Annotated in this window: 28 protein-coding genes; 7 read left to right on the top strand and 21 right to left on the bottom strand. The window is 63.7% G+C overall.

What is annotated here, in order from left to right; translation table 11 throughout:
* Window positions 1–88: 88 nt before the first annotated feature.
* Window positions 89–634 (top strand): adenine phosphoribosyltransferase, encoded by a 546-nt coding sequence (locus LB554_RS16890; protein ID WP_015316077.1) that lies wholly within the window; start codon window positions 89–91, stop codon window positions 632–634.
* A 158-nt stretch (window positions 635–792) separates the two neighbouring features.
* On the opposite strand, the gene LB554_RS16895 is transcribed toward LB554_RS16890, so the two are convergent.
* The 3 genes from LB554_RS16895 to LB554_RS16905 all read right to left on the bottom strand — a co-directional run bounded on the left by LB554_RS16895 (window position 793) and on the right by LB554_RS16905 (window position 3,202).
* Entirely contained in the window at window positions 793–1,251 is a 459-nt protein-coding gene (locus tag LB554_RS16895; protein ID WP_015316078.1) for a MaoC family dehydratase, read from the bottom strand.
* Window positions 1,248–1,715: a MaoC family dehydratase gene (locus LB554_RS16900; RefSeq protein ID WP_140617690.1), complete on the bottom strand. Its 468-nt coding sequence runs from the start codon at window positions 1,713–1,715 to the stop codon at window positions 1,248–1,250. The genes LB554_RS16895 and LB554_RS16900 overlap by 4 nt, the downstream gene beginning before the upstream one ends.
* 152 nt (window positions 1,716–1,867) lie before the next feature.
* Window positions 1,868–3,202, bottom strand: a complete 1,335-nt coding sequence (locus LB554_RS16905; RefSeq protein WP_015316080.1) for a uracil-xanthine permease family protein — start codon at window positions 3,200–3,202, stop codon at window positions 1,868–1,870.
* Between the two features lie 136 nt (window positions 3,203–3,338).
* Here LB554_RS16905 and guaD point away from each other — a divergent pair, with 136 nt between their 5' ends.
* Window positions 3,339–4,706: a guanine deaminase gene (gene guaD, locus LB554_RS16910; RefSeq protein WP_224585738.1), complete on the top strand. Its 1,368-nt coding sequence runs from the start codon at window positions 3,339–3,341 to the stop codon at window positions 4,704–4,706.
* A 115-nt stretch (window positions 4,707–4,821) separates the two neighbouring features.
* Here guaD and LB554_RS16915 read toward each other — a convergent pair whose 3' ends face one another.
* The 6 genes from LB554_RS16915 to LB554_RS16940 all read right to left on the bottom strand — a co-directional run bounded on the left by LB554_RS16915 (window position 4,822) and on the right by LB554_RS16940 (window position 8,851).
* Window positions 4,822–5,196 carry a helix-turn-helix domain-containing protein gene (locus LB554_RS16915; RefSeq protein ID WP_141906199.1) on the bottom strand — a complete coding sequence of 125 codons (375 nt, stop codon included), beginning with the start codon at window positions 5,194–5,196 and terminating at the stop codon, window positions 4,822–4,824.
* Between the two features lie 4 nt (window positions 5,197–5,200).
* Complete coding sequence (locus LB554_RS16920) at window positions 5,201–5,407, bottom strand: type II toxin-antitoxin system RelE family toxin (protein WP_141906198.1); 207 nt, start codon at window positions 5,405–5,407, stop codon at window positions 5,201–5,203.
* A 172-nt stretch (window positions 5,408–5,579) separates the two neighbouring features.
* Window positions 5,580–6,683, bottom strand: coding sequence for a redox-regulated ATPase YchF (gene ychF, locus LB554_RS16925; protein ID WP_015316083.1), 1,104 nt, complete (start codon window positions 6,681–6,683; stop codon window positions 5,580–5,582).
* Window positions 6,684–6,779: 96 nt separating this feature from the next.
* Window positions 6,780–7,520 carry an aminoacyl-tRNA hydrolase gene (gene pth, locus LB554_RS16930; protein WP_140617694.1) on the bottom strand — a complete coding sequence of 247 codons (741 nt, stop codon included), beginning with the start codon at window positions 7,518–7,520 and terminating at the stop codon, window positions 6,780–6,782.
* A 24-nt stretch (window positions 7,521–7,544) separates the two neighbouring features.
* Window positions 7,545–8,186 (bottom strand): 50S ribosomal protein L25/general stress protein Ctc, encoded by a 642-nt coding sequence (locus LB554_RS16935; RefSeq protein ID WP_015316085.1) that lies wholly within the window; start codon window positions 8,184–8,186, stop codon window positions 7,545–7,547.
* Between the two features lie 236 nt (window positions 8,187–8,422).
* Window positions 8,423–8,851, bottom strand: a complete 429-nt coding sequence (locus tag LB554_RS16940; protein ID WP_140617695.1) for a MarR family winged helix-turn-helix transcriptional regulator — start codon at window positions 8,849–8,851, stop codon at window positions 8,423–8,425.
* A gap of 151 nt (window positions 8,852–9,002) precedes the next feature.
* On the opposite strand from LB554_RS16940, the gene LB554_RS16945 reads away from it, so the two are divergent.
* Window positions 9,003–9,860, top strand: a complete 858-nt coding sequence (locus tag LB554_RS16945) for an alpha/beta fold hydrolase (RefSeq protein WP_224585740.1) — start codon at window positions 9,003–9,005, stop codon at window positions 9,858–9,860.
* A 67-nt stretch (window positions 9,861–9,927) separates the two neighbouring features.
* Here LB554_RS16945 and LB554_RS16950 read toward each other — a convergent pair whose 3' ends face one another.
* Complete coding sequence (locus LB554_RS16950; protein ID WP_015316088.1) at window positions 9,928–11,169, bottom strand: MFS transporter; 1,242 nt, start codon at window positions 11,167–11,169, stop codon at window positions 9,928–9,930.
* A gap of 139 nt (window positions 11,170–11,308) precedes the next feature.
* Here LB554_RS16950 and LB554_RS16955 point away from each other — a divergent pair, with 139 nt between their 5' ends.
* Window positions 11,309–12,205: an AraC family transcriptional regulator gene (locus tag LB554_RS16955; protein ID WP_224585742.1), complete on the top strand. Its 897-nt coding sequence runs from the start codon at window positions 11,309–11,311 to the stop codon at window positions 12,203–12,205.
* 79 nt (window positions 12,206–12,284) lie between these two features.
* On the opposite strand, the gene LB554_RS16960 is transcribed toward LB554_RS16955, so the two are convergent.
* The 7 genes from LB554_RS16960 to LB554_RS16990 form a co-directional block, all read right to left on the bottom strand.
* Window positions 12,285–13,220 (bottom strand): ribose-phosphate pyrophosphokinase, encoded by a 936-nt coding sequence (locus LB554_RS16960; RefSeq protein WP_015316090.1) that lies wholly within the window; start codon window positions 13,218–13,220, stop codon window positions 12,285–12,287.
* A gap of 155 nt (window positions 13,221–13,375) precedes the next feature.
* Complete coding sequence (locus tag LB554_RS16965; RefSeq protein ID WP_140617698.1) at window positions 13,376–14,011, bottom strand: hypothetical protein; 636 nt, start codon at window positions 14,009–14,011, stop codon at window positions 13,376–13,378.
* A 43-nt stretch (window positions 14,012–14,054) separates the two neighbouring features.
* Window positions 14,055–15,206, bottom strand: coding sequence for a M24 family metallopeptidase (locus LB554_RS16970; protein WP_015316092.1), 1,152 nt, complete (start codon window positions 15,204–15,206; stop codon window positions 14,055–14,057).
* Window positions 15,206–16,000 (bottom strand): peptidoglycan editing factor PgeF, encoded by a 795-nt coding sequence (gene pgeF, locus LB554_RS16975; RefSeq protein WP_224585744.1) that lies wholly within the window; start codon window positions 15,998–16,000, stop codon window positions 15,206–15,208. The genes LB554_RS16970 and pgeF overlap by 1 nt, the downstream gene beginning before the upstream one ends.
* A gap of 103 nt (window positions 16,001–16,103) precedes the next feature.
* Window positions 16,104–17,192, bottom strand: coding sequence for a class I SAM-dependent methyltransferase (locus LB554_RS16980; RefSeq protein ID WP_140713640.1), 1,089 nt, complete (start codon window positions 17,190–17,192; stop codon window positions 16,104–16,106).
* On the bottom strand, window positions 17,189–18,049 hold the full coding sequence (gene lgt, locus LB554_RS16985; RefSeq protein ID WP_140713642.1) for a prolipoprotein diacylglyceryl transferase: 861 nt from the start codon (window positions 18,047–18,049) through the stop codon (window positions 17,189–17,191). Before lgt ends, LB554_RS16980 begins: the two co-directional genes overlap by 4 nt.
* Window positions 18,050–18,194: 145 nt before the next feature.
* Entirely contained in the window at window positions 18,195–18,437 is a 243-nt protein-coding gene (locus tag LB554_RS16990) for a BrnA antitoxin family protein (protein WP_140617702.1), read from the bottom strand.
* A gap of 223 nt (window positions 18,438–18,660) precedes the next feature.
* Here LB554_RS16990 and LB554_RS16995 point away from each other — a divergent pair, with 223 nt between their 5' ends.
* The 3 genes from LB554_RS16995 to LB554_RS17005 all read left to right on the top strand — a co-directional run bounded on the left by LB554_RS16995 (window position 18,661) and on the right by LB554_RS17005 (window position 20,158).
* The gene (locus LB554_RS16995) at window positions 18,661–18,963 is read left to right on the top strand and encodes an accessory factor UbiK family protein (RefSeq protein WP_015316097.1); all 303 of its coding nucleotides are present in this window, start codon (window positions 18,661–18,663) and stop codon (window positions 18,961–18,963) included.
* Between the two features lie 319 nt (window positions 18,964–19,282).
* Entirely contained in the window at window positions 19,283–19,783 is a 501-nt protein-coding gene (locus tag LB554_RS17000) for a YbjN domain-containing protein (protein WP_224585747.1), read from the top strand.
* A gap of 15 nt (window positions 19,784–19,798) precedes the next feature.
* Window positions 19,799–20,158, top strand: coding sequence for a tRNA-binding protein (locus tag LB554_RS17005; protein WP_015316099.1), 360 nt, complete (start codon window positions 19,799–19,801; stop codon window positions 20,156–20,158).
* A 60-nt stretch (window positions 20,159–20,218) separates the two neighbouring features.
* On the opposite strand, the gene LB554_RS17010 is transcribed toward LB554_RS17005, so the two are convergent.
* The 4 genes from LB554_RS17010 to LB554_RS17025 form a co-directional block, all read right to left on the bottom strand.
* Window positions 20,219–21,241: a glycosyltransferase family 4 protein gene (locus tag LB554_RS17010; RefSeq protein WP_224585749.1), complete on the bottom strand. Its 1,023-nt coding sequence runs from the start codon at window positions 21,239–21,241 to the stop codon at window positions 20,219–20,221.
* A 250-nt stretch (window positions 21,242–21,491) separates the two neighbouring features.
* The gene (locus LB554_RS17015) at window positions 21,492–22,907 is read right to left on the bottom strand and encodes an ATP-binding protein (RefSeq protein WP_224585751.1); all 1,416 of its coding nucleotides are present in this window, start codon (window positions 22,905–22,907) and stop codon (window positions 21,492–21,494) included.
* Between the two features lie 146 nt (window positions 22,908–23,053).
* Entirely contained in the window at window positions 23,054–23,773 is a 720-nt protein-coding gene (locus LB554_RS17020) for a response regulator (protein ID WP_023770265.1), read from the bottom strand.
* On the bottom strand, window positions 23,760–24,293 hold the full coding sequence (locus LB554_RS17025; protein ID WP_015316103.1) for a MarR family winged helix-turn-helix transcriptional regulator: 534 nt from the start codon (window positions 24,291–24,293) through the stop codon (window positions 23,760–23,762). The genes LB554_RS17020 and LB554_RS17025 overlap by 14 nt, the downstream gene beginning before the upstream one ends.
* Window positions 24,294–24,342: the final 49 nt, after the last annotated feature.

Below are 24,342 nucleotides of genomic sequence, written 5' to 3' on the forward strand. Positions count from 1 at the left end.
ACATCGCGCTAGCCGTTGTCGGTCGCGCCGGGTTACGATCGGCCCCGCGCCGTTTCACTTTGTCAGCCGGATCATTCGGAGCCGCTTCATGAAACCTTCTCTCGAAGACACGCTGCTGGCCTCGATCCGTACCATCCCGGACTATCCCAAGCCCGGCATCCTGTTTCGCGACATCACCACGCTGCTCGGCAATGCGCGCGCCTTCCGCCGCGCCATCGACGAGCTGGTGCATCCCTATGCCGGGCAGAAGATCGACAAGATCGCCGGCATCGAAGCGCGCGGCTTCATCCTGGGCGGCGCCGTTGCCCACCAGCTCTCGGCCGGCTTCGTGCCGATCCGCAAGAAGGGCAAGCTGCCTTATGAGACCGTGCGCGTCGCCTACAGCCTGGAATACGGGCTGGACGAGATGGAGATGCACAAGGACGGCGTCGCGCCCGGCGAGAAGGTGATCCTGGTCGACGATCTGATCGCCACCGGCGGCACGGCTGAAGCGGCGGTCAAGCTGCTGCGCCAGATCGGCGCCGACATTCTCGCCGCCTGTTTCGTCATCGACCTGCCGGATTTAGGCGGGCGCGCCAAGCTCGAAGCGCTCGGCGTGCCGGTGCGAACGCTGATCGGGTTCGAGGGGGTTTGAGACCGGTTTGCCGAAGGCAAATTGAAAGGTCCAGTGGACCTTTCAAAGATCTCGAACGCCCGGAGCGATAGCGAAGGGCAGGGAGGCAACACGACAACCAGCGCGGGTGCCGCCCTCATCCGCCTTCGGCCACGCCATAAACGGGGCGAAGGAAGAGACTACTCCACCTTCACCAGCACCGCGCTTTCGAACTCCAGCACCTTGCCGCCGGTCGAATCAGTGGCCTCGCAGAGCAGCGCCAGCAACCGCCAGCCGGGGCGGGACGCGATGGGGCGGTGGGACAGCGCCGTGCGCGTGAAGGTGATGGTTTGCCCGGCAAAGACGGGCTTCAGCCACTTCAGGTTCTTGAATCCGGGCGAGGGGCCGAATTCGGGCACCGGGCCGTCCCAGCCTTCGGCGTCCAGGCGGCTCTCCAGGTTCAGCTTCATCCAGGTGGCGGCGGTATGCCAGCCGGAGGCGCAGAGGCCGCCGAGCACGCTCTTCTTCGCGGCCTCTTCGTCGATGTGAAAGATCTGCGGGTCGTATTTGCGGGCGAACGCCTTGATCGCCTCGGGCTCGAATCTGTGCGAGCCCAGCGTCACCGTGGTGCCGATGCGGAAGAATTCGTCGAGCGTCATGCCGCATTCCCCGCGTCGCGCGTCAGGAACATGACGGAGTTCTCGAGCTCGAAGACGCTTTCGCCGCGCTGGTTGACCAGTTCGCTGCGCATGGTCACGAAGCCGAGTTGCGGCTTCGATTTCGACAGGCGCCTGGCCAGAACCACCAGGCTGCCCCGCAGCGTATCGCCGGCGAGCACCGGCTTCTTCCATTTGACCTGATCGACTCCTGGTGCGCCCTGGCAGGTGGAGTCCAGCAGGAAGGCATCGCACAGCATGCGCATGAACATGGCGCAGGTGTGCCAGCCTGAAGCCGAGAGGCCGCCCAGGATACTCGCCTTGCCGGCCTCCTCGTCGAGATGCATCGGCTGGGCATCGAACTCGCTGGCGAACTCGATGATTTCGGCCGCGCTCACCTGTTTGGTGCCGAGATCGAACGAGATCCCCTCGACGAAGTCCTCATAGGCCCATGTCTTGCCGGTCATGGTCTGGCATCCCTTGCAGAACGCGCGATCCGTATGGATCGGCAAACCCGGATGCAGGCCGCGGGCGATTTGGTCAAGCCCTTTCTGGTGAGCCAGCCGGCGCGATCGGGCCCGCGGCGGCAGTAGGGGCCAGCCGCGGCGCCTCCGATCGCCTAGCGGGCGTTCGGCAGGATCTGGTGCAGGACAATCGCCCAGACGGCGCCGAAGGCGATGGATGAGCCCAGAATGTACTGCACGATATCGGGCAGCGTCTTGACGAAATCCGGCGGTACCAGCGTGGCGAACAGCGCCATCAGGATGGGCAGGCCGATGACCAGCATGTTGCGTTCGGTCAGCGGCGTCCCGCGCACCACCCGAAAACCGTTCATGGCGATGACGACGCAAAGCACTCCGAAGACGCCGCCGATGACCGGCCCCGGGATTGAGGCGATGACCGCCGAAAGCTTGCCGATCAGCCCGAACAGCACCAGGAAGATGCCGGCCGCCCCGAAGGCGGCACGGCTGGCGATGCCGGTGATGGCGATGATGCCGGCGTTGGACGAATAGCCGGTGACCGGCGTGCTGCACAGCAGCGCGCTGATCAGGCAGCCAAGGCCTTCGCCCGTGGCGCCCCGGTCGAGCTGCTCGTCCGAGAGCGGCTTGTCGATGACGGCACCGACCGCGAACCAGGTGCCGGTGGTTTCGGCCAGGACGACGATGTAGACGATCAGCATGGTCAGCGTCGCCGACCAGGAGAAGGTGACATCGAGATTGAGGAAGGCGATGCGCGGCATGGAAAACCAGGTCGCGGCGGAAACGCCCGTCATGTCGAGCTGGCCCATGAAGGCGGCGGCCACGCTGCCAGCCACAAGCGCGATGATCACGGACAGCAGGCGCAGCCATGCGCCTTTCGCGCCAAGCGCCATGCCGATCAGCATGCAGCCGACAAGCACCGCCGCGGCGACGAAGGCGAGGACGATGTTGCCGCCGACGGTGGCGGTGCCGTGGACAGCGAAGACGCTCTCCTTCAGTGCCACCGGCATCAGCGCGACGCCGACGACGATGATGATGGCGCCGCCGACGATGGACGGCACGAAGCGGTTGACGAGGCGGTGGAAGAGCTTTGTCGGCGATCCCAGAAGCATGACCAGTATGGCGCCCGGAATGAGTGCGCCGATCACGGCCGACAGGCCCGGCAGGCCGCCGCCGGCGCCAAAGGCAATCGCCAGCACCGCGCCGATCGGGACGAAGGACGGTCCCTGGACGACGGGCAGCCGCATCAGCAACTGCGACTGGATCAGGGTTGCGATGCCTGCCGCCACGAAGGCCGACTGGATGAAGGCGCCGGCGTCGCCGACGCTGAAGGCAAGCACCGACGCGATGATGAACGGCACGATATAGACGTCCATAGCCAGCACGTGCTGGAGGCCGAGCAGGGCGGCCTTGCCCAGGGGCAACGGATCGTCCGGCTGGGCGATCAAACTGATTTCTGGCGCAACGCGTTCCATGATGTCCCCTCTGGAAATCCCCGGCCGATCATGGGATCAGTCGGCGGCAAAGGACAGCGGCGGAAATGTTTGCCAACTGTTTTCTTCTAGGCCACGCATTGGCAGCCCCGCCCGCCAGCAGCACCGGAGCGACGATATGACGGCAGATCCTTTCGTGCTGCTCGGCACCGCCTTCCATACGCCTGAGCGCGGCAGGCTGGAGGTGCTGGAGGAGCACCTGTTCTGCGTCGATGCACAGGGGCGCATCGCCGAGATCCTGGCGCCCGGCCACCCGGAATACACGGCCACGATAAGCGATGCCCGCCGGGCGGGCAGGCTGGTGAAACTTGGCGAGGGGCAGTTCCTGCTGCCGGGGCTCGTCGACCTGCACATTCATGCGCCGCAATGGCCGCAGATGGGCAAGGCGCTGGACGTGCCGCTCGAAGTCTGGCTGCGGAAATACACTTTTCCGCTCGAGGCCCGCTATGCGGATTTGGACTATGCTCGCGCGGTCTATGCTGATCTGGTCGACAATCTGCTCGCCAACGGCACCACCACCGCGCTCTATTTCGCCACCGTCCATGTCGAGGCGCGCGTGGCGCGCGCCGAGACATGTCTTGAGAAAGGCCAGCGTGCCCTGGTCGGCAAGGTGGTGATGGACGACCCCGAACAGTGTCCGCCCTTCTATCGCGATGCCGATGCGGCAAGCGCTGTTTCGGATACCAGGCGCTTCATCGAGGCCGTCATGTCATTGGATCCGGGCGAGAGGCCGCTTGTCCAGCCGGTGATCACGCCGCGCTTCATTCCAAGCTGCACCGACGCGGCCTTGCAGGGGCTGGGCGAACTCGCGGAAGAGTTCGGTTGCCACGTGCAGACCCATTGCTCCGAAAGCGATTGGGCAAAGCAGTTCGTGGAAGCGCGCTTCGGCCAAACGGATGCGGCAAGCCTCGATGGTTTCGGCCTGCTCACCCGTCATACGATCCTGGCGCATTCGAACTTCATCGATGGGCAGGACATGGACCTGATCAAGGAGAAGGGCGCCGGCGTCGCTCATTGCCCGCTGTCCAACGTCTACTTCGCCAATGCAGTGTTTCCGCTTCGCGAGGCGCTCGACCGGCACATGCATGTCGGGCTCGGCACCGATATTTCAGGCGGCTACAGCCCATCGCTGTTCGACGGTTGCCGGAACGCGCTGTCGGCCTCGAGAACATTGCAGAGCGGCGTGCATGCCGGCCTGCCGGCAAAGGAGCGCGGCGCGCCCGGCGAGCCGATCACGCATCAGGAAGCGTTCTGGCTGGCGACCGCGGGAGGCGCGGAAGCGCTCGACCTGCCGACCGGGAGTTTTCGCGTCGGACACGAATTCGACGCGCTGCTGATCGACACCAAAGCGAGCGCCTCGAACATCCATGTCAACGGCGCCGACGATACGCTCGACGACGTCTTTCAGAAGATCGTGCTCAATGCGGCACGGGCCAATATTGCCACTGTTTGGGTCGGAGGCCGGGCGGTGGTCGGCTGTAGCTAAGCTACGCTCACTTGTAGTGGCCTCGCCTGCGCGAATAAACATGGCCCTGTGCCGACGTCGGCAGCGCCTGCGAGCATGGAATACGACAGCCCGTTTTCGTCTTTCGCAACGGGCGCTATACGAGATCGTCAACCGAGACATTGAGGGCGGCGGCGATGCGCTTGATCGTGTCGAAGCTACCGTCGCGGGTGCCTGTCTCGATCTGCGAGAGATAGCCTGCGCTGATCTCAGTCTTTTCAGCGAGGTCGCGAGCCGAAATCCCGCGATGCTCGCGCCAGACGCGGATCTTATTCTCGCCGTCCAGGATGCGGTTGACGACGGCGGCCGGAATAAGCTCCTCCTCGCCGGCAGCGATCTTTTGCTTGATCTGATCGTAGGTTTGAATGTCGGCCACGTCCTCCGCCGCTTCAACAAGGCTCTCGTAATCAGCGAGTGGCAGAATAGCCATACGGTCGCCATTCGGCGTGGTAATGATGGTGGGCTTGTTCATGTCCTCATCCCTCGTAGATGCTACCGCGCGGTCCGATCTCCAGAATGTCCATTACCGTGCCTTCCTGATCGAAGATAATACGGTAGTCCCCGACCCTAAGCCTGAAGCCTGGCCGGCCTTTCAGCCGTTTGACATTTTTCGCCAAGCTGGCCGGTTCGGCTGCATATTGGCCGATTTTAGCAGTGATCAGCCGAGCCGTGTTGGCGGGCATCCGCGCGCAAGCTAGAAATTTGCGTTAGCAAATAATGGGACATGGCTTTCATCGGTCTCCACCGGGTGCTGATCGGGGTAAGGCGACTTATGGTCTTCAATACCCCCGCGAGAGCTCTGCGGCAGGGATGGTGCTGTCCGACTGACGGTTGGGTCGCTCCGCCGCGACCTCCTCAGGTATTGAACTTGAACAGCATGATGTCGCCGTCCTGGACGACGTACTCCTTGCCTTCGTCGCGTGCCTTGCCGGCTTCCTTGGCCGCCACTTCGCCGCCCAGCGTGACGAAGTCGTTGTAGGCGATGGTCTGGGCGCGGATGAAGCCGCGCTCGAAATCGGTGTGGATGACGCCGGCCGCCTGCGGCGCCTTGGCGCCCTTGTGCACGGTCCAGGCGCGCGTCTCCTTCGGCCCAACGGTGAAATAGGTGATGAGCTGCAACAATTCGTAGCCGGCACGGATCACCTTGTTCAGGCCGGGCTCGTCGAGGCCGAGCGAGGACAGGAATTCCATCTCTTCCTCGTCGGAGAGCTGCGCAACCTCGGCTTCGATCGCGGCCGAAATGACGACAGTGCGGGCGCCCTGCGCTGCGGCCATCTGCTCCACGGCCCTGGTGTGCTCGTTGCCGGTGGCCGCGTCCGCCTCGGCGACGTTGCAGACGTAGAGCACGGGATGTGAGGTCAGAAGGTTCAAGCCCTGCAAAATGTGCAGATCTTCCGCCGAGATGCCGTCGAGCAGGATGCGGGTCGGCTTGCCTGCCTGCAGCAGCTCGAGCGCGGCCTCCATCATCGGCAGCACGGTCGTCGCTTCCTTGTCCTTGCTGCCGGCGCGCTTGCGGAACTGGACGATGCGGCGCTCGAGGCTGTCGAGGTCGGCGAGCATCAGCTCGGTCTCGACCGTCTCGGCGTCGGCGACGGGGTCGATGCGGCCCTCGACATGGGTGATGTCGTCATCCTCGAAGCAGCGCAGCACATGCACGATGGCGTCGACCTCGCGGATGTTGGCGAGGAACTGGTTGCCCAGGCCTTCGCCCTTGGAGGCGCCGCGCACCAGGCCGGCGATGTCGACAAAGGAGATGCGGGTCGGGATGATCTCCTTCGACTTGCCGATCGCCGCGATCTTCTGCAGGCGCGGATCGGGCACCGCCACCTCGCCGGTGTTCGGTTCGATGGTGCAGAACGGGTAGTTGGCGGCCTGCGCGGCGGCCGTTCTCGTCAGCGCGTTGAAGAGCGTCGACTTGCCGACATTGGGCAAGCCAACGATGCCGCATTTGAAACCCATTTTGTCCGGTCCTATCGGGAAAAGCGAAATTTGATGAGGCTATGGGCGATAGGGGTTGGGAACGTCAAGTCCCGTGACGCCGCATGCGCCTACGCTTCAGTCCTTGTTGCCGAACAGTTTCTTCAGCATGGCGGCCATGGGGCCGCTTTCCGGCAGCTTGGCGACCGGCTGCTGAGGGCGGGCCTGGCGGACATGACTTTGCTGTTTCGGGCTCGACTGCTTCCGCGCCGGGTTTTCCGGTTCGGCGCCGGTCTTGCCCTGGACGGCGAGGGCGACCTTGTTCATGAAACCGGATTCGTCGCCCTTGGCGATCATCGCCGCATTGTCGGCGATCGCGTCGAGCAGCGGGTCGAGCCAGTCGCGGTCGGCCTTGGCGAAATCACCGAGCACATGATGCTGGACCATTTCCTTGACGCCGGGATGGCCGACGCCGATGCGCACACGGCGGTACGCATTGCCGACATGGCCGTCGATCGAGCGGATGCCGTTGTGGCCGCCGGCGCCGCCGCCGGTCTTGATGCGCAGCTTGCCTTCGGCAAGGTCGATCTCGTCATAGAAGACGGTGAGGGCGGAAAGGTCGAGCTTGTAGAAGCGCAGCGCTTCGCCGACCGACTGGCCGGACAGGTTCATGAAGGTCTGCGGCTTGATCAGGATGATCTTTTCGCCGCCGAGCGTGCCCTCGGAAATCAGGCCCTGGAACTTCTTCGACCAGGGTGAAAAGGAATGGCGGCGGGCGATAGCGTCCGCCGCCATGAAGCCGACATTGTGCCGGTTTTCAGCGTATTTCGCGCCCGGATTGCCGAGGCCGGCAAAGACAAGCGCTGTCTTTTCTGGCATCGTCGCCTCCGGGCGTGAAAAGAGTTACTTCTCTTCGGCGGCGGGAGCCGCTTCGGGAGCCGCGGCCTCAGCTGTCTCTTCGGTCTCCGGCTTCATCGCCGACGAACCGGCAACGGTCGCGATGGTGAAGTCGCGGTCGGAGATGACGGGCTTGACGCCGGCCGGCAGCTTGACCGACGAGATGTGGATCGAATCGCCAATGTCGGCGCCGGTGAGATCGACGGTGATGAATTCCGGGATCGCATTGGCCGGGCAGTGGAACTCGACTTCGTGACGCACGATGTTGAGCACGCCGCCCCGCTTGATGCCGGGTGACTTGTCTTCATTGATGAAGTGCACGGGAACATCGACGTTGACTTCGGTGTCCTTGCCGATGCGCAGGAAGTCGACATGGACAGGGAAATCCTTGACCGGGTCGAGCTGGAAGTCCTTCGGCAGGACCTGGATCTTCTTGCCGTCGACATCGATCGTGGCGATCGTGGTCAGGAACCCGCCGCCGTGGATCTTGTAGTAGATGTCCTTGTAGGTGAGCGCGATCGCCAGGGGAGGCTGTCTGTCACCATAGATTACTGCAGGCACTTTACCGTTGCGGCGAACTGCACGGGCGGACCCCTTACCGACCTGTTCGCGCGCTTCGGCCTTGAGCTCGTAAGTATCGTGGCTCATGGCTTTTCCTTTCGCGTGTTATGGAGCGCCTACGGTTGGCAATGTACCAGGCCGTAAACGTCGAAAGCCGCCAGACCTCGATGTCCGAATGCCGGAAACCGCAGCGAGCGGATCTTTGTTCGGGATCACAAGGGGAAGGCAGCCTTCCGCCGCGTTGCCTCCAAGGGTGTCTACGCGGGTGGCGGCTCTATAGCGGAAGGCGGGCAGGCGTGCAAGCGGCGGTGGGAAGGCCGTTGCTACCGGTCGCCGCTCAACGCATCGCGCAACGCCTGGACCTGCCGGTTCAGCGTGTCGAGTTCGGCCAGCGTCATGCCCGAGCGTTCGACCAGGGTCGCGTTCAGGCAGTTGCACTGGACGAGCAGCTTGCGGCCGGCCGGTGTCAGGTCGACCTGTACCTGGCGCTCGTCGGTCTGGCTGCGCTGGCGGGTAACCAGGCCGGCCTGCTCCATCCGCTTCACCAGCGGCGTGACCGTGCTCGATTCCAGGGCGAGCCTGTGCGCGATCGTGCCGACAGACATGCCGTCGGCCTCGCCCAGCGCGTTGAGCACGAGATATTGCGGATAGGTGATCCCCATCTCGTCCAACATCGGCTTGTAGGTGCGATTGATCGCCATGCTGGTGGCGTAGAGCGTGAAGCAGAGCTGATTGTCCAGCGGGAGAGGCACGGTGGGTTCCTTTGCCGATTAAGCGCACGCATTATGTACCACGGAAAAAGATATCGCGATACATATTTCCATGGACAAGAACCTCGAGCTGGGTTAGCGATATTGGTATCGTGATATTGTTTATCGCGACAGCAATCAAACGGAGATTGAGATGACCTCGCAGACCAAACCAGGCTCAGGCAGCGGCACGATCACCACCAAGGACGGCACGCAGATCTATTACAAGGACTGGGGAACCGGTCAGCCCATCGTGTTCCATCACGGCTGGCCGCTGAGCAGCGACGACTGGGATGCACAGATGCTGTTCTTCCTTGGCCAAGGCTACCGGGTCATCGCCCACGACCGCCGCGGCCACGGCCGTTCGACGCAGACGGATATCGGCAACGAGATGGACACCTATGCCGCCGATGTGGCTGAACTTGTCGCGCATCTCGACCTCAAGGACGCCATCCATGTCGGCCATTCGACGGGTGGCGGCGAGGTGGCGCGCTATGTCGCCCAGTATGGAGCGGGTGGCCGTGTCGCCAAGGCAGCGTTGCTCGGCGCGGTACCGCCGATCATGCTCAAGACTCCAGCCAATCCCGGCGGCCTGCCGATCGAGGTCTTCGACGGCTTCCGCTCCGGCGTCGCCGCCAACCGCGCGCAGCTATACGTGGATGTTCCCGCTGGCCCGTTCTACGGGTTCAACCGTCCGGGCGCCGTGGTCTCGCAGGGCATTATCGACAACTGGTACCGCCAGGGCATGATGGGCGGCACCAAGGCGCATTACGACTGCATCAAAGCCTTCTCGGAGACCGACTTCACCGAAGACCTCGAGAAGATCGACGTGCCGGTGCTGGTCATGCATGGCGACGACGACCAGATCGTGCCGATCGCCGACTCGGCGCTGCTGAGCATCAAGCTGCTCAAGAAGGGCGAGCTCAAGGTCTACAAGGGCTTTCCGCACGGCATGGCCACCACCCACGCCGATGTCATCAACGCCGACCTGCTGGCTTTCTTCAAGGCCTGAAGCCCTCCGCCTGAACAGAAAAAGGCATCCGCCATATGGCGGGTGCCTTTTGCCTGGAACAGATGATTCAAGCGGCCGCTTGCGCCTTCCGGGCTTCCTTCATGTTGGGCAGGAACACCGTCAGCAGCCCCAGGAACGGCAGGTAGGAGCAGATCTGGAAGACAAAGTCGATGCCCTTCATGTCGGCGACGACGCCAAGCACCGCGGCCGCGATGCCGCCGACGCCGAAGGCGAAGCCGAAGAAGATGCCGGCGATCGTGCCGACGCGGCCCGGCACCAGCTCCTGCGCGAAGACGACGATGTTGGAGAAGGCCGACGACAGGATGAGGCCGATCAGCACGGTCAGCACCATCGTCCATTCCATGTTGGCGTAGGGCAGCGCCAGGGTGAAGGGCAGGACACCGACGATCGAGAACCAGATCATCGCCTTTTGTCCATAGCGGTCGCCGAAGGGACCGCCGAGCAGGATGCCCAGCGCCGAAGAGCCGAGGAAGAGGAACAGCATGACCTGCGACATCTGCACCGAAACGCCGAACTTATGGATGGAATAGAAGGTGTAGTAGCTGGCCAGGCTGGCGATGTAGGCGTTCTTGGTCAGCACCAGCAAGGTCAGCACCGCCAGGGCCCACATCACCTTGCGGCGCGGGAAGGGCGACACGAAGCTTGCCGCCTTGCGATTGCCTTGCGCTGCGCGCAGGCGGCTGTACCAGCCGCCGACCTGCCACAGGATGACGATGCCGATCAGCGAGCCGACGGCGAACCAGGCGATGCTGGTCTGGCCGAAAGGCACGACGATGAAGGCGGCCAGCAAGGGACCCATGGACTGGCCGAAATTGCCGCCGACCTGGAACAGCGACTGCGCCAGGCCAAACCGGCCGCCGGATGCGAAGCGGGCGATGCGCGAGGATTCCGGATGGAAGATCGCCGAACCGATGCCGATCAGCGAGGCGCCGATCAGCAGCAGGTAGTAGTGCCCGGCATAGGCCAGCACGACCAGGCCGATCAGCGACGATGCCATGCCCCAGGGCAGCGAGTAAGGCATCGGCCGCTTGTCGGTGACCGCGCCGATGATCGGCTGCAGCAGGGATGCCGTTACCTGGAAGGTGAAGGTCAACAGCCCGATCTGCCAGAAGTCGAGGCCGTAATTGTCTTTCAGAAGCGGATAGATGGCCGATAACAGCGACTGCATGATGTCGTTGATGGAGTGGCAGAGGCTCACCGCCAGGATAACGGTGAAGGCCGTAGCCTGGGCTGACGCGTGACTGGCGGTCGCAGGCGGCGCGACGCTGGTGGCGGTCGTATCGGTCAAGATAGGCTCCGTAGTCTTTTTGGCGGGTTGTTACCGCAGGCGACGTGGCGGGCGCTTCCCGCAGGCAGCCTTATAGTCCGGTTGCCAGGCGACTTCTTTCGTGGTTTGGTCCAATAGTTTCGCAAGTGGGCCATATCGAATGCCAAAAACCAGGGAAATTTTCGGCGCCGGCCACACCGACCTCGAGCAATTGCACGGGCTGCGCTGGCAGTGGCTCGAGCAGGCGGTCGGGCCGGCGGTGGTGCTGCCGACCGAATATCCGGATGGCTACCACGTGCCGCACCACCACCACAGCCGCATCCAGTTGCTGCATGCGCTGGTCGGCGTCGTGCTGGTGACGACGCGGCATGGGCGCTGGATGGTGCCGCCGGACCATGCGATGTGGATTCCAGCCGGCATCGAACATTCCGTCGAGATGCTCGGCGACGTCTCGATGCGCTCGGTCTATGTCATACCGCAGGCGATCCCAGGCCTGCCGGAGGGCATGCGCGTCGTCGGCGTCACCGACCTGATGCACAGTCTTATCGTGGAATCCGAGAAGCTGCCGCAAGGCGGCGAACTGGAAGGGCGCGGTGGCCTGATCATGAGCCTGCTGCTGCATGAGATCCCGCAATTGCCGGAGCGGCCGCTCGGCCTGCCGTTCCCGTCGGATCCCAAACTGGCGGCGCTCTGCCGGCGTTTCGTCGCCGCACCCTCACCGCACGCGACCATCGACGAATGGGCCGATACCGTCGGCATGAGCCGGCGCTCCTTCACGCGCGCCTTCCAGCGGCAGACCGGCCTGTCGCTGTCGACATGGCGCCAGCAGGCCTGCCTGTTCGCGGCGCTGCCGAGGCTCGCCGATGGCGAGCCGATCACGCGGGTGGCGCTCGATCTCGGCTATGACAGCGTGCCGGCCTTCATCACCATGTTCAAGCGCATGCTTGGCTCCTCGCCGCGCGGCTATATGCGCGGCGCGCGTGATGCCGGCGAAGGCATGCGGCGAGCCCCGGCCCGGTTGGAGGCGCCGACGCCATCGGCCTCGCCGCAGGAATAACTTGGGCCGCAGGGGTAACTTGGGCCGCATGAGCAATTTGGGCCGCAGGGGTAACTTGGGCCGCAGGGATAACTGGTTTTCAGTCGAACAGGCTCGAGACCGATTCCTCGGTCGCTGTGCGCGAAATGGCTTCGCCCATCAGGTCGGCGATCGAGATGACGCGGATGTTGGGTGCGTCGAGCACGCCTTGCGTCGGCTGGATGGAATCGGTGATCACCAGTTCCTGCAGCTTCGAGCCGCTGATGCGAGCGACCGCGCCGCCCGACAGCACGCCGTGGGTGATATAGGCGGTGACGCTGGTGGCGCCGTTGGCTAGCAGTGCGTCGGCGGCATTGCACAGCGTGCCGCCGGAATCGACGATGTCGTCGATCAAAAGGCAATCCTTGCCGGCGACCGCGCCGATGATGTTCATGACTTCCGATTCGCCGGGACGCTCACGGCGCTTATCGACGATGGCAAGTTGCGCGTCGAAACGCTTGGCAAGCGCACGCGCACGCACCACGCCGCCAATATCGGGCGACACGACGACGACATTGCCGAGTTGCTTGTACTTCGCCTTGACGTCACGGGCCATCACCGGCACCGAGAACAGATTGTCGGTGGGGATGTCGAAAAAGCCCTGGATCTGGCCGGCATGGAGATCCAGCGTCAAAACCCGGTCGACACCTGCACGGGTGATCATGTTGGCGACCAGCTTGGCAGAGATCGGCGTGCGCCCGGAAGCGCGGCGATCCTGCCTGGCATAGCCGAAATAAGGAATAACCGCCGTGATGCGCTTGGCCGACGAGCGCATGAAGGCGTCGATCATGATGAGCAGTTCCATCAGGTGATCGTTGGTCGGAAACGAGGTCGACTGCAGGATGAAGACATCCTCGCCGCGCACGTTTTCCTGGATCTCGACGAAGATTTCCTGGTCGGCGAAGCGCCTGACACTGGCCTTGCCCAGCGGGACGTTGAGATAGCGTGCGACCGCTTCGGCCAGCACCCTGTTGGAATTGCCCGCGAAGAGTTTCATGCACCGTTCCTGGTGGAGGACGGAGAAGCCTGGCGGACTCTCCTGCACCTTTTAACCGGGCTTTTAGCGGCCCGCGCGGCTATTGCAAGCGCCGAGATCGTGAATCCGCCGGCTAAGCCTAAGAAAGCTGTTCGGCATCACCGGCTGGCAACACCTCAGCTCGCCTTGCCGCTGAGAAAGGCCGCAAACTGGTCGATGGTCTGGTCGGCGATCGCCTGCATGGTGGCTGGCGAGACCGACTTCCAGCTGTCGGCGCCCGCGCTGTCGCCGGAACCGGTGGAAGGCGCCTTCATCTGGCCGTTGATACGGTGCAGCCGGTTGCCAGAGGGGTCGTAGACATCCCAGACATAGATGACCGTGGTGTCCTTGCCCTCCGTCATCGCCGAGAAGTAGCCCTTGAGCACATGGGTCGCGGTCTGGTCCTGGCTGCCGGCCAGCGTGATGCCGCGCTGCCTGGCGCGTGTCTGCAGTTCCGCCGTCAGCGGCGTTGCGGCTTCCACCGAAGCGCCGACGATCGGCGCGATCTGCAGCCGGGTCTTCGCCAGGATGGCGGCGGCCTGGGCCGAAGTGATGGGCGCGGGCGCGCCCGCCGTCGTGGTGGCCGTCGCGGCCGTGGATGGCGCCGGGGCGGGAACGGTGGCGGCAGCGCTGCCTTGCGTGGCCGGTGCGGGCTGCGCCGAGGCCGCCGGCGGGGTGATGGCGGAAGGTTCGAGGACGTCCTTTGCGTTGGTGCAGGCGGTCAAAGCCAATGCCACAAGCAATGACACGGTCGTCACATGCGATCGTCTCATTTGCCTTCTAACTCCTTGGCGAAGAACGCCTCCCATTATGGATTCACTGCACGATCAAGTCGAGATCATGGCGGGACAGCGGCTTCGGCTGGGATTCGGTGGTCAGGTAGGTGCGGCCAAGCGTCATCGCCGTCTCGGTCTCGGAGTCCATGATGATCATGTGGGCAAACAGCGTCATGTTCGGCGCGATCGGCTCGGGATTGCCCTGGTAGAACATCGGCATGTCCATCCAGGACGGCGTGAAGCGGGCGCCGACCGAATAGCCGCAGGCGTTCAGCCGGTGCTTGGTCAGCCCGTGCGCTTCCATGGTGCGGGCATGGGCGTCGAACACATCGCCGAAGCTGTTGCCCGGCGTCATCGCCTTTTCGACGGCCAGAAGTGCCGCGCGTGCGGCGTCGAACAGCTCCTGATGGCGCTTGGAGACCTTGCCGGTCAGCACCGTGCGCATCATCGGCGCATGGTAGTGATGGAAGACGCCGGCCCATTCGAGCGTCAGCTGGTCGTTCTTGGTGAGCTTGCGGCGGCCGGCCTTGTAGCGGCACAGCAGCGCATCGACGCCGGAGCCGATGATGAACTCGTTGGCCGGATAGTCGCCGCCGCCGGCGAAGATCGCGCCCTGCATGGCGGCCAGGATCAGCGCCTCGTCGCCGCCCTGCTTGATCAGCGGCAGGGCCGCGTCCAGCGCGTCGTCGGAGAGATTGGCTGCCTTTTCGGCCTTGGCGACCTCGGCCGGGCTCTTGAACAGGCGCAGCCGCCCGACGATGCCGGAGGCGTCGGCGATCTGGCCGAAGGTCTGCAACTGCTCGTCCAGGCGGCGGCCATTGTAGGCGGTCAGGCCGTGAGTGTCGTATTCGACGCCGATGCGGGCGCCGAGCAGGTCGAGTTCGTTGAGCAGGTTGCGCAGGTCGACCGCGGGATTGGCGCCGTCGCGGTCGGTCCACAGCACGATGTTGTCGATGATCGAGGTTTGGCGCGCCTGGCGCAGATCGGCCGAGCGGGTCAGCAGCACCATCGAGCCGTCGGCCTTGACCACCAGGCATTGGAAGAAGCAGAAGCCGAACGTGTCGTAGCCGGTGAGCCAGTACATGCTTTCCTGGGCGAACAGCAGGATGGCGTCGAGCTTCTTCTCGGCCATCTCGATCATCAGCCGGTCGCGCCGCGCGTCGAATTCGGATCGTTCAAAATGCAGCGCCATTATACCTTCTCCAAAACGATTGCCGAAACCTGCCGGCCATAATCGGGCTCCCTGCGGTGCGTGGTGCGCCGGTAGGAGTAAAACAGATCTTCCTCGGCATAGGTGCAGCGGCCAAGGCCATCGACCGTCACGCCAGCCTTGGCCAGCCGGTCGATCGTGTAGCGGTTGAGGTCGAACATAGCGTGGCCGGCATGGGCCGAAGGCACGAAATACCGGGCATTTTCGCTGTCGGCCTCGACGAAGCGGGCGACGAATTCGGGCCCGACCTCATAATTTGCAGGGCCAATTGAAGGGCCAAGCACGGCGACGATGTTTTCGCGCCGGGCGCCGAGGCTCTCCATGGCGGCAATGGTGTTTTCGAGCACGCCTGACAAAGCGCCTTTCCAGCCGGCATGCGCCGCGCCGATGATGCGCGCGCCGGCATCCGCGAACAGAACCGGGCCGCAATCGGCGGTCGAGGCCCCGATGGCGATGCCCGGCCGGTCGGTGACGATGGCGTCGGCCTTTGGCCGTTCGCCGGCAAAGGGTTCCCTGGCGACGATGACGTCGGGCGAATGGACCTGCCAGGCGGTCAGCAGATGATTTGCGGGCACGCCCATCCAGGCGGCGACACGGGCGCGGTTCTCGGTCACCAGCGCCTGGTCGTCATCCGACCCGGTGCCGATGTTGAGGCCCTGGTAGATGCCCGTGGAGACGCCGCCGATGCGGGTGAAATAGCCGTGGCGGATGCCTTGTGCCTGTGCCTTGTCCAGCAGCGGCGACCGAATGGGATCCGGTTTGGTCTGATTGAGCATGCGGGCGTTGTTGTCCGTGTGGGCGGTTTCGTCAAGGAAAAGCGGCCGGCAGTCCGGCGGCTCTTTTACCGGACGGGAGATTGGGAGGGGTAGCAACGAAAAGTCAATCCGCCGTGGTGAATGGCCTGACGGAGACGTCGCGTGGAACGACGGCGAGGACCTTGAAGAGTTCGCCCATCGCTTGCGGCCCGGCGAGCCGTTCGACGGCATCCGATATGTTGTCGCGTGCCGCCTGGCCGGCATCGGCGCCCAGCAGGCCGGCGCGCTCAAGAATGCCCATGCCGAGCAGGAAATTGCCCTGCGTCGACAGATGGGCATCGAGACCATGCGCGCGCACGATCGCTGCAAGAGCGGCGAAATCGACATGGGACGTAAGGTCTGCTTCGCCGGGATTGGCCAGCACATCTTCGTGATTGTGCCGGCGCAAGGCCTGCAGCGTGTCGCCGACGCCGGGCCGCAGATGGCCGTAGTCGAGGAATAGCCCGGCGCCGCCATGAGCCGCCATGCGCTCGGCGATCGCCGCCATCAAGGCGGTGCGGGCGGGCGCGATTTCGACGATCGCGCCTTGCGGCGCGTCGGCCGCATCCCTGGGCAGCAGCATCGGGTCGACCGAGCCGGCGCCGGCGAAGAAGCAAAGATTGTCGGCGTCGTCCAGGCCGACCATGCGCTCGCGCCACTCGGCGCCGGCACGGACGAACTGGCGGATAGGCACCGCATCGAACAATTCGTTGCCGACGATCAACAGCGGTTGATGGGGCAGGGTCTCGATCGCTTCATGCCAGTCTATCGCGAAGGGTGTCGCTCCAAGCGTCTGCTTCTGGATCTCGGCCAAGCGCGGACTGGTCTCGATCATGGCGAAGGCGGCGCCGTTGGCCAAGGCCGGATCGAGCCGCGACAAGGTGCGCAGCATGTCTTTCATCAGCGTGCCACGGCCGGGGCCGATCTCTGCGACGGTGACCGGCATCGGCCGGCCGATCGCTGCCCAAGCCTGGTAAAGCCAAACGGCGACGAGTTCGCCGAACATCTGGCTGATCTCCGGCGCGGTGATGAAGTCGCCGGCCGCGCCGAACGGCTCGCGTGTGGTGTAATAACCATCGCGCGGATCGAACAGGCACAGCGCCATGTATTCGTTGATGGGCATCGGACCGACCGCCTCGATCAGATCGACGATACGAGCCTTCAGCCGCGTCATGTCGCCTGCGGCTGCGCTTGCGTCACCGGCTTGGCCGTCGCCATTGCCCAGATGCCGGCCAGCACCATCGGCGTCGACAGGATCATGCCCATGGTCAGCCAGTTGGTGCCGAGGAGATAGCCGAGCTGCTGGTCGGGCTCGCGAAAGAACTCCACGAAAATTCGTGACAGGCCGTAGCCGCAGATGAAGGCGCCGCCGACAAAGCGCGGTGTCTTCAGCTTGAGGCGCGAATGGGTAAGGACGCGCAGCACGACAAATAGCACCAGCCCTTCGAGCAAGGCCTCGTAGAGCTGGCTCGGATGGCGGGTGAACGGACCGCCGTTGGGGAATTCGATCGCCCAGGGCACATCGGTGGGCCGCCCCCAGAGCTCGGAATTAATGAAGTTGGCGACGCGCACGAGACCGAGACCGACCGGCACGCCAGCTGCCACGACATCGAACAGCGACCAGGTGCGGATGCCGCGCTTCATGGAAAACAGCGTCATGGCGAGGATGACGCCGAGCAGGCCGCCATGGAAGGACATGCCGCCTTGCCAGACAGCGAAGATGTCGAGCGGATGGGCGATATAGCGCGCCAGGTCGTAGAACAGGACATAGCCGGTGCGGCCGCCCAGAACCACGCCAATGGCCGCCCAGACGATGAAATCGTCGAGATCCTCAGGCTTCATCGGCAGGACGCCGTCGGGCCAGAGTTTAGGATTGGCGGCGAGCCGCTTGGCATACCACCAGGCAAACAGGATGCCGACGATGTAACCGATGCCGTACCAGTGCACCGCCAGCGGCCCGATCTGGACGAGGATCGGATTGATATTGGGAAAAGGCAGCGAAGCCAGCGGCAGCAGGAAATATTCGTTCAACGGGGAGCTCTCGGTTGCGATCGGCGCGGACCATGCGGCAGGGTTTTGGCAGGGTCAAGGCAAGGTCACGGGCGTCAATGCTGCGGGAACAGATTCGGGTCCGGGAACAGATTCGCTTCCAGCTCCGTCGCCGGGGTGGCCGTGCTTACCCCCTGGGCTTGGCGGCCACCACTTCGCGCAAGGCGTCGTTGATCCTGTCCTGCCAGCCGGGACCATCTTCCTGGAAATGATCGAGCACGGCCCGGTCGATCCTGATCGAGACAAGCTCGCGGACATTCGGGGCGGTGGAGGGTTCGCGAGGCGGGGCCGCTGCCGGTTTCTTGACCGGCTTGAAAACAGCTTCGGCGGCTTCCATCGGATTTGTCGGTCTGCGCGGGGGCGTTGCCATTGGTTATCCTGATTGAAACGTGCGTGAAGGGAGACGAGGGCGTTACAATAGGCGACTTGCCACCATCAAGTACAGCTTCGGAGCCGTTCGAGAGGCTCCTGCAGGACCCGCGCCCATCATGCGGGACGTGCGCCATAGCAGCGCGGAGGCCGCATCGGGTCCCAACGTTCTTGCATTCCTGGCGCCACGTCACTAATTCAAATCAAGCAAGCGAGGATTTGCCATGTCGACCGGACCGAACCGCATTCTCGATGAATTCGCCAAGCTGATGACCGATGCCGCCGGTGCCGCTCAAGGCGTGCGGCGCGAGGTGGAGACGGCCTTCAAGGGCCAGGCGGAACGCATCCTCAACTCCATGGATGTCGTGCAGCGCGAGGAGTTCGAGGCCGCGCGCGAGATGGCCGCCAAGGCGAGGGAAGAAAACGGCAGGCTCGCCTCGCGCATCGAGACGCTCGAGGCCAGGATCGCCGAGCTGACCGGTCAGGCCACACCTGCGGCGCCGGCGAAGCCCAAGCCGAAAAAATAATTCGTTAAACTTTTCCACAAAGCACCAGCCTGAAAATCGCTTTGCCGTGAATCGCTTACCGGCATTGCGTGACTCTTTGTGACAGGCACCTTTCCACATGCGAATGACGCAGTGCGAAAAATTGGGCTGTTCACGCGACTCCCGATCAATAGACTGAATTTGTTGCATGATTCGGAGCAGGGTCATGCAACCGGGCGGTGGGGTTCGGTCTGGGGTCTTTGCGTTGATAAGTCCCGGCCGTCCGAGTTCTAGACAAGATTGTTCGTCGTGTGTGCCCCGCGGAGCGTGTGGCGCTCCCCCTGAACACAGGAAGCATTCCATGGAACTTCTCGAACTCGAATTTTCCCGCGAAATCCATCCGGTGGATGTGATCGAGCAGGTGGCCCACAACAATGACTGGTCCTTCGAACGGGCCGGCGATGACGAAATCTCGATCTCGGTTGCCGGCAGCTGGACCGACTATCACGTCTCCTTCTCGTGGATGGAGGATTTCGAGGCGCTGCACCTTGCCTGCGCCTTCGACATCAAGGTGCCGGAAGCCCGCACGCTGGAAGTGATGCGGCTGTTGTCGCTGATCAACGAACAGATGCTGTTCGGCCATTTCGACCTCTGGGAGCAGGAAGGCGCGATCATGTTCCGCCAGTCGCTGCTGCTCGCTGGCGGGGTCGAACCCTCGAGCCAGCAGGTCGAGGTGCTTTTGTCCTCGGCGCTGGAAGCCTGCGAATGCTATTTCCAGGCTTTCCAGTTCGTCGTCTGGTCGGGAACCTCGGCCAAGGGCGCGCTGGCCGGCGTGCTGTTCGAGACCTTCGGCAACGCCTGAGCAGAAGCGTTCGACATGAGTTCAAACAACGAGCGCAAGCCTGAAATCAGCTTTGCCGATTTCGATCGTGTCGACATCCGTGCCGGCACGATCGTCGAGGCCGAACCGTTTCCGGAGGCGCGCAAGCCGGCCTTCAGGCTGAAGATCGATTTCGGGCCTGGGATCGGAGTGAAGAAGTCCTCGGCGCAGATCACCAAATACTATTCGCCCGAGACCTTGATCGGCCGACAGGTGTTCGCGGTGGTCAATTTCCCGCCGCGCCAGATCGGCCCGTTCATGTCGGAAGTGCTGACGCTCGGCTTTCCCGATGAAGAGGGCGCCGTGGTGTTGGGCGCCATCGAGCGCAGGGTGCCGGATGGCGGCAGGCTGTTCTAGGCTTTCCGAGGTCAAACAGAATACCGCCTCGTTCCTTGGCGTCCCCGCCGGCCTGTCGGATCAGGCCGCCAGCTTGCGCGTCGTTCCCAGTGCTTCCCCGACCGCGTCGAGAAACATTTCCGCGCAGGCCTTCCAACTGTAGCGCATGGCGCGCTCGCGGGCCTGGTCGCGGCTGACGTCGAGCGCGGCCAGCGCGGCCTCGCGCAAATCGGTGGAAACAGCACCGCCGACACCATCACCAACGATGTCGATCGGCCCGGTCACCGGGTAGGCGGCGACCGGCGTGCCGCTGGCCAGCGCCTCGATGATGACGTTACCGAAAGTGTCGGTGCGGCTGGGAAAGACGAAGACGTCGGCGGAGGCGTAGATTTCGGCCAGTTCGTCATTGGGGCGATGGCCGAGGAAATGCGCCTTCGGATATTTCGCCTTCAGCTTGGCAAGCTCGGGCCCTTCACCGACGATCACCTTGCTGCCGGGCAGGTCTAGGTCGAGAAAGGCCGACAGGTTCTTTTCGATGGCGACGCGGCCGACACAGAGGAAGACCGGTCCGGGGAAGCCGAGATTCTTGCGCTTGTCGGGCTGGAAATGCTCGGTGTCGACGCCACGCGTCCAGGGCCTCAGCTTGTTGAAGCCGCGCGCCGTGAGATCGTCGGCGAGCGACTGGGTGGCGACCAGCGTGCCTTGGCCCGAATTGTGGAAATCGCGCAGCCAGCGATAGGCCCAGCTCTCCGGCACCGGCAGGCGGGCGCTGAGATATTCGGGAAAGCGGGTGTGGTAGCTGGTGGTGAACGGCCGGCCGGCATTGCGGCAATGGCGCCGCGCCATGATACCCAGCGGTCCCTCGGTGACGATGTGAATGTGGTCGGCCTTGTAGCCGTCGATCAGGCGCGCGACATGGCCGGGCGTGGTCAGCGCCAGGCGGATGTCGGGGTAGGTCGGCAGGGGCAGGGTGCGAAAGATGTTCGGGGTCAGGAACTCGACCGCGACGTCGAAGGATTTCAGGGTCTCGGTGAGCCGCTCCAGCGTGTGGACGACGCCGTTGACCTGCGGGCGCCAGGCGTCGGTGACCATCACTATGCGCATGGCGGCCCTTTGCTCCGGAGGTCGGCGGTTGCCTTGAAACGATGCCGGAACGGCGACCATGCGGCCGTCCTCGCTTCGCTCCAGCGCACCCTGACGGGTACGGGGTCGAAGTGAGGCGGCAAGGACGAATCAAGTGCGGTCGCGCGCTTCATGCGCGCTCTTGACCATGGTTTCATGACGGGCGGATGAAGCAGACCGTGATCCCGAAAAGTCGAAAGCGGTTTTCAGGCAAGATCATGCCAAATAGAAATCAGGCCGGAACCTTGATCACCGCGCGCAGGCCACCCATCGGGCTGTCGTCGAGCGTGATGTCGCCGCCATGGCTGCGGGCGATGTCGCGGGCGATCGACAGGCCGAGCCCGGTGCCGCTGGCGTCGAGATTACGGGCTTCGTCGAGCCGCACGAAGGGCTTGAACACGTCTTCGCGCCTGTCGGCCGGAATGCCTGGCCCATTATCGTCGACGGTGACGAGAAGCGAGCCGCGGCCGTGGTCGGCGGTGACCTCAACGATGCGGGCATAGCGGAAGGCATTGCCGATGACGTTGGACAGCAGCCGCGCGAAGGCATTCGGCCTGACATGCACGGTCGGATCGCCGGAAAGCGTCGTCGACAGTCTGCATTTGCGCAAGTTCGCTTCTTCGCCAAGCTTCTGGAAATAGGCCTCGAGATCGAAACGTCCCGGGTCCTCCGAGGCCTCGCCCTTGGCAAAGGCGAGATAGCCTTCCAGCATCGACTGCATGTCCTCGATGTCCTGGTCGAGCGCCGCCTTGGTCTCGGCCTTGCCGCCGGCCAACGCCAGCTGCAGCTTGAAGCGAGTAAGGATGGTCCTGAGATCATGGCTGACACCGGTCAGCATGGCCGTGCGCTGCTCGATCTGGCGCTCGATGCGCTCGCGCATCTGGATGAAGGCAAAGCCGGCGCGGCGCACCTCTTCGGCCCCGCGCGGACGGAAATCGCGCGGCATCGGCCGGCCCTTGCCGAAGCTTTCGGCGGCCTCGGCAAGGGCCAGGATCGGCCGGATCTGGTTGCGCAGGAAGGGGATGGCGATCATCAGGAGCACCAGCGAGGTGCCGACCATCCAGATCAGGAAAATGTGGGTGTTGGAGGCATAGGCCTGGCTGCGGCGCACGAAGACGCGCAGCACCTTGTTCTCGAGCTGGACGCGCACTTCGATGATGTTGGAATTGCCGACAGTGTCGATCCAGAAGGGGCGGTTGATCTGCCGAGTGATTTCGGCGGAGAGAACATCGTCGAGGATAGAGAAGAACGGCTTTGGACCGGGCGGCGGCAGCGGATCGGGCGGCAGGAGATCGACCTTCAGCTGCATGCGATCCTGCGCGATGCGGATGATGTTGGCGTAGTCGGCGTCGTGCGGATAAGTCTCGATCAGGTCGATGATGGCGGCGATGTCGCGCACGGTGGCCTGCGACAGGCGTTGCGTCACGGTTGCCCAGTGGCGTTCCATGAAATCGAACGCGACGACCGACTGCAAAAGGATCATCGGCGCGATGACGATGATCAGCGAGCGCGCATAGAGGCGCTTGGGCATGTAAAGCGAAACCAGGCGCCAGAACCGGTTCCAGATGCGCGGCACCGCCTTGAGCGACCGTGTGGCGCGTGCACTCAAACCGTCATTGTCCGGCTGTTCCAGTTCCGTGGTCGCCATTGGCTCTTTTCATCCGTCGGCGGTATTGGGTCGGGATGACGTTTGGCTGAATCGTCATCCTGATCCAACTCTTTGTTGGAGCATGATCTTTTCCGAAAACCGGTTCCCACTTTTCGGGACCATGCACTTGGGCCGCCGCCGGCATTCTATTCCACGCTGAGCCGATACCCAATACCGCGCACGGTCTGCAGCCAGACCGGATTGGACGGATCGCGCTCGATCTTGCGGCGCAGCCGGTTGATCTGGACGTCGATGGTGCGCTCGCCGACTTCCGAATCGTCGCCGACGAGTTCGTGGCGGGGGATGGTTTCGCCGGCGCGCGCGGCGAAGATCGCCAGGATCTCCTGTTCGCGGTCGGTCAGCTTCAGCGCCTCGCCGCCGCGCTTCAGTTCGCGCCTGGCGATCTGGAAGGTGTAGGGGCCGAACACCAGCTGCTCGACCTTGGGCGTCGCCGCCGGGCCGCCACGGCGCAGGATGTTGTTGATGCGCAGGATCAGCTCGCGCGGGTCGAAGGGTTTTGGCAGGTAATCGTCGGCGCCGGCTTCGAGCCCCGAGATGCGGCTGTCGGTTTCCGACAAGGCCGTCAGCATCAGGATCGGCACGTTCTTCTCGGCACGCAGCGCCTTGGTGAGATCGACGCCGCTTTCTCCCGGCATCATCACGTCGAGCACGAGCAGGTCGAAATCGAGGCCGGCGAGCTTGCGGCGGGCCTCGCCGGCATTACCGGCGACGGTGACGCGAAAGCCGTTTTCAGTCAGATACTGCTTGAGAAGATTGCGAATGCGGGTGTCGTCGTCGACCACGAGCAGATGTGGTGCGTCGTCATCCGGTGCGGCCGCGGTGTCGACCCTCTCAGTGCTCTCCATGGCTTTTCCCTGACATTTTTGCGGACCCAACGTCGATCTGAGCTCTCAGTTCCGGATTGACCATCGCTTCGAGGAAGCGTTCCACCAAGGTCCGTTCGGTGGCGCCGGAATCTTCCAATGCAGCACGGATGCGGCGTGACTGTGGCCGCGCCAGCGCCAGCGCCAGCGCACGGCCCTTGGCCGTCGGATAGAGTTCGCGCTGGCGACGGTCGCGCGGGCCCTGCAACTGCACGACGTGATCGGTGTCGATCAATTGCTTCAGCACACGCGCCAGGCTCTGCTTGGTTATCTTCAGCACGTCGAGCAATTCGGCGACGGTCAGGCCCGGCCGGCGGTTGACGAAATGCAGCACGCGGTGATGGGCGCGGCCGAAGCCGTAGTCGGCCAGGATCTGATCGGGATCGGAGGTGAAGTCGCGATACGCGAAGAAGAAGAGTTCGATGATGGCGAAGTCGATGCCGTCCTCGCTGGTGATCGCAGTCCTGATCGGTTTTCCGGCAGCTGGGCTTTTATCCGTCATCATTTCTCCATGGGAACAGGAGATTATGTCAGTACTATTGACGTAATTT

Source organism: Mesorhizobium sp. CO1-1-11 (assembly GCF_020164995.1).
Classification (GTDB): Bacteria; Pseudomonadota; Alphaproteobacteria; order Rhizobiales; family Rhizobiaceae; genus Mesorhizobium; species Mesorhizobium australicum.

Excerpts from the sequence above, each read along its gene's own strand:
- LB554_RS17015 (WP_224585751.1), bottom strand. The coding sequence starts at position 22,907 with ATGGCGACCACGGAACTGGAACAGCCGGACAATGACGGTTTGAGTGCA.
- LB554_RS17010 (WP_224585749.1), bottom strand. The coding sequence starts at position 21,241 with ATGCGCATAGTGATGGTCACCGACGCCTGGCGCCCGCAGGTCAACGGC.
- LB554_RS16960 (WP_015316090.1), bottom strand. The coding sequence starts at position 13,220 with ATGAAACTCTTCGCGGGCAATTCCAACAGGGTGCTGGCCGAAGCGGTC.
- LB554_RS17005 (WP_015316099.1), top strand. The coding sequence starts at position 19,799 with ATGAGTTCAAACAACGAGCGCAAGCCTGAAATCAGCTTTGCCGATTTC.
- LB554_RS16965 (WP_140617698.1), bottom strand. The coding sequence starts at position 14,011 with ATGAGACGATCGCATGTGACGACCGTGTCATTGCTTGTGGCATTGGCT.
- LB554_RS16915 (WP_141906199.1), bottom strand. The coding sequence starts at position 5,196 with ATGAACAAGCCCACCATCATTACCACGCCGAATGGCGACCGTATGGCT.
- LB554_RS16895 (WP_015316078.1), bottom strand. The coding sequence starts at position 1,251 with ATGACGCTCGACGAATTCTTCCGCATCGGCACCACGGTGACGCTGGGC.
- pgeF (WP_224585744.1), bottom strand. The coding sequence starts at position 16,000 with ATGCTCAATCAGACCAAACCGGATCCCATTCGGTCGCCGCTGCTGGAC.
- LB554_RS17025 (WP_015316103.1), bottom strand. The coding sequence starts at position 24,293 with ATGACGGATAAAAGCCCAGCTGCCGGAAAACCGATCAGGACTGCGATC.
- pth (WP_140617694.1), bottom strand. The coding sequence starts at position 7,520 with ATGCCAGAAAAGACAGCGCTTGTCTTTGCCGGCCTCGGCAATCCGGGC.
- LB554_RS16945 (WP_224585740.1), top strand. The coding sequence starts at position 9,003 with ATGACCTCGCAGACCAAACCAGGCTCAGGCAGCGGCACGATCACCACC.
- LB554_RS16890 (WP_015316077.1), top strand. The coding sequence starts at position 89 with ATGAAACCTTCTCTCGAAGACACGCTGCTGGCCTCGATCCGTACCATC.
- LB554_RS16990 (WP_140617702.1), bottom strand. The coding sequence starts at position 18,437 with ATGGCAACGCCCCCGCGCAGACCGACAAATCCGATGGAAGCCGCCGAA.
- LB554_RS16905 (WP_015316080.1), bottom strand. The coding sequence starts at position 3,202 with ATGGAACGCGTTGCGCCAGAAATCAGTTTGATCGCCCAGCCGGACGAT.
- ychF (WP_015316083.1), bottom strand. The coding sequence starts at position 6,683 with ATGGGTTTCAAATGCGGCATCGTTGGCTTGCCCAATGTCGGCAAGTCG.
- guaD (WP_224585738.1), top strand. The coding sequence starts at position 3,339 with ATGACGGCAGATCCTTTCGTGCTGCTCGGCACCGCCTTCCATACGCCT.
- LB554_RS16995 (WP_015316097.1), top strand. The coding sequence starts at position 18,661 with ATGTCGACCGGACCGAACCGCATTCTCGATGAATTCGCCAAGCTGATG.
- LB554_RS16900 (WP_140617690.1), bottom strand. The coding sequence starts at position 1,715 with ATGACCGGCAAGACATGGGCCTATGAGGACTTCGTCGAGGGGATCTCG.
- LB554_RS17000 (WP_224585747.1), top strand. The coding sequence starts at position 19,283 with ATGGAACTTCTCGAACTCGAATTTTCCCGCGAAATCCATCCGGTGGAT.
- LB554_RS16920 (WP_141906198.1), bottom strand. The coding sequence starts at position 5,407 with ATGCCCGCCAACACGGCTCGGCTGATCACTGCTAAAATCGGCCAATAT.
- LB554_RS16970 (WP_015316092.1), bottom strand. The coding sequence starts at position 15,206 with ATGGCGCTGCATTTTGAACGATCCGAATTCGACGCGCGGCGCGACCGG.
- LB554_RS16955 (WP_224585742.1), top strand. The coding sequence starts at position 11,309 with ATGCCAAAAACCAGGGAAATTTTCGGCGCCGGCCACACCGACCTCGAG.
- LB554_RS17020 (WP_023770265.1), bottom strand. The coding sequence starts at position 23,773 with ATGGAGAGCACTGAGAGGGTCGACACCGCGGCCGCACCGGATGACGAC.
- LB554_RS16980 (WP_140713640.1), bottom strand. The coding sequence starts at position 17,192 with ATGACGCGGCTGAAGGCTCGTATCGTCGATCTGATCGAGGCGGTCGGT.
- LB554_RS16935 (WP_015316085.1), bottom strand. The coding sequence starts at position 8,186 with ATGAGCCACGATACTTACGAGCTCAAGGCCGAAGCGCGCGAACAGGTC.